1 protein-coding gene is annotated in these 1135 nt (G+C 72.3%); it reads right to left on the bottom strand.

Translation table 11 applies throughout. The features are described from left to right. Positions 1-819: uroporphyrinogen-III synthase (locus AB0B98_RS33070; protein ID WP_357367762.1), on the bottom strand; the 819-nt coding region annotated here is incomplete at its 3' end. Between the last annotated feature and the right edge of the window lie 316 nt (positions 820-1135).

Below are 1135 nucleotides of genomic sequence, written 5' to 3'. Positions count from 1 at the left end.
GCCGGTGATCGAGCCGGACCACAGGTTGTCGCTGCTGCGTTCGAGACCGGACACCGCGATCACACCAGGCTCCCGAGCCGGGTACCAGACCTTGGCCAGCTTGTGCACGGACGGCTCCGGGGAGAGGACGTCCACGCGCAGGCCGTGCTCCTCGGCGGTCTTCGCGGTGGCCGGGCCGATACAGGCGATGACCGTCACGTTGTGCGGCTTGCCCGCGATGCCGACCAGGTTCCGGACGGTCGAGGACGAGGTGAACAGGACCGCGTCGAAGCCGCCGCCCTTGATCGCCTCGCGGGTGTCGGCCGGCGGCGGCGAGGCGCGGACCGTGCGGTACGCGGTGACGTCGTCGACCTCCCAGCCCAGCTCGATCAGCCCGGCCACCAGGGTCTCGGTGGCGATGTCGGCGCGCGGCAGGAACACCCGGTCGATCGGGTCGAAGACCGGGTCGTAGGGCGGCCAGTCCTCCAGCAGCCCGGCGGCGGACTGCTCGCCGGAGGGCACCAGGTCCGGCTTCACACCGAAGTCGACCAGGGCGGCGGCGGTCTGCTCACCGACGGCCGCGACCTTGATCCCGGCGAAGGCCCGGGCGTCGAGCCCGTACTCCTCGAACTTCTCCCGGACCGCCTTGACGGCGTTGACGCTGGTGAAGGCGATCCACTCGTAGCGGCCGGTGACCAGGCCCTTGACCGCGCGCTCCATCTGCTGGGGCGTACGCGGCGGCTCGACGGCGATCGTCGGGACCTCGTGCGGCACGGCACCGTACGAACGCAGCTGGTCGGAGAGCGAGGCGGCCTGCTCCTTGGTGCGCGGGACGAGCACCTTCCAGCCGAACAGCGGCTTCGACTCGAACCAGGCGAGCTGGTCCCGCTGGGCGGCGGCACTGCGCTCACCGACCACGGCTATGACCGGCCGGTGCCCCTCCGGCGAGGGGAGCACCTTGGCCTGCTTGAAGACCTGGGCGATCGTCCCGAGGGTCGCCGTCCAGGTGCGCTGGCGGGTGGTGGTGCCCGCGATCGTCACCGTGAGCGGGGTGTCGGGCTTGCGCCCGGCCGAGACCAGCTCACCGGCGGCGGCCGCGACCGCGTCCAGCGTGGTGGAGACGACGGCGGTGGCGTCGCTCGCGCCGACCTCGCTC

Origin of the sequence: Micromonospora sp. NPDC048947 (assembly GCF_040649495.1) — a bacterium.
Taxonomy (GTDB): domain Bacteria; phylum Actinomycetota; class Actinomycetes; order Mycobacteriales; family Micromonosporaceae; genus Micromonospora; species Micromonospora alfalfae.
The sequence above is the reverse complement of the archived record's forward strand: the minus strand, read 5'-3'. Positions and strand labels throughout refer to the sequence as shown.